General features: G+C 60.3%; 1 protein-coding gene and 1 pseudogene. Both read right to left on the reverse strand.

Translation table 11 applies throughout. The features are described 5' to 3' along the window. Positions 1-148 (reverse strand): annotated as a pseudogene (locus L2A60_RS20490) (IS91 family transposase); the annotation flags it as partial. A 12-nt stretch (positions 149-160) separates the two neighbouring features. After that, complete coding sequence (locus tag L2A60_RS20495; protein WP_235706308.1) at positions 161-1,021, reverse strand: site-specific integrase; 861 nt, start codon at positions 1,019-1,021, stop codon at positions 161-163. Positions 1,022-1,154 lie beyond the last annotated feature (133 nt).

The following is a 1,154-nucleotide window of genomic DNA, read 5'->3' on the forward strand; positions in this document are numbered from 1 at the left end:
CGGTATGGCCACCAAGCGCCGCGGTGCGGCACAGTTCGATGGCACTCATAACCCGTCGCTCGATGCAGTTCAGGTGGCCGGCATGGGCGCGCCGATAGGCGTCGCCATGGCGGCGCAAGACGTCCGCAACCTCCAGATTCGCCGGCATGATCGCCGCCGGTCAAGGCGGCGGCACGATCTCAATCGTCAGCCGGTCAAGCGGGCTATCGGTCTGCCGGATCAGACCACTCGAGACATGGGTATAGCGCGCCGTGCTGGATAAATTGCTGTGCCCCAGAAGAACCTGGATGATCCGGATATCGGTGCCGCTTTCCAGGAGGTGCGTGGCAAATGAATGACGCAGCGTGTGCACGGTGACGCGCTTGGTTAAGCCGGAGGCCGCGCATGCGGAACGACAGGCGGCATGCAAAACGTTCACTTCAATCGGGTTGTCCGGGTTGCGTCCGGGAAACAACCAATCCTTGGGACGCGCAAGCCGCCAGTAGGTGCGCAGAATGCCAAGCAGTTGCGCCGACAGCATGACATAGCGGTCCTTGCCGCCTTTGCCCTGCTGGACCCGGATCACCATCCGGCCACTGTCGATATTAGCGACCTTGAGAGACACCGCCTCGGACGCGCGCAGCCCAGCGGCATATGCAGTGGTCAGCGCAACGCGGGTTCGCAGGCTCGGCACCGCTTCCAAAAACCGCACCACCTCGTCGGCACTCAGGACCTCCGGTAACTTCCGGGGTTGCCGAGCATAGGCAATCCGCTCCGGTATCTCGTCACGCCGCAACGTGACGCCGTAGAAAAATCGCAGCGCGCAGACGTTCTGGTTCAATCCGGGCCATGAGATCCCTTTGGCAACCAGGTGCACCTGAAACGTCCGAACATCTTCCAAATCCAGCCGATCCGGTGAACGGCCAAAAAAGCGACTGAACTTGGAAACCGCGCTGATATAAGATCGTTGGGTCGCCGGTGATAAATTGCGGACCGTCATGTCCTCGGTCATACGACGGCGTAGAGGGCTGATATCAGTCATCTGAGGCTCCTGTCTGCTGAGGTTGGGATGGCAACCCAAACTTCTCAGACAGGAGACCGTCGCGTGAAGTGCGCCATCAACGGCGCCGCAAAATCAGCCGGAAATCACTACCGCAGAGCGGTTTTGTTCAATC

The organism is Acidiphilium iwatense, assembly GCF_021556475.1.
GTDB lineage: Bacteria > Pseudomonadota > Alphaproteobacteria > Acetobacterales > Acetobacteraceae > Acidiphilium > Acidiphilium iwatense.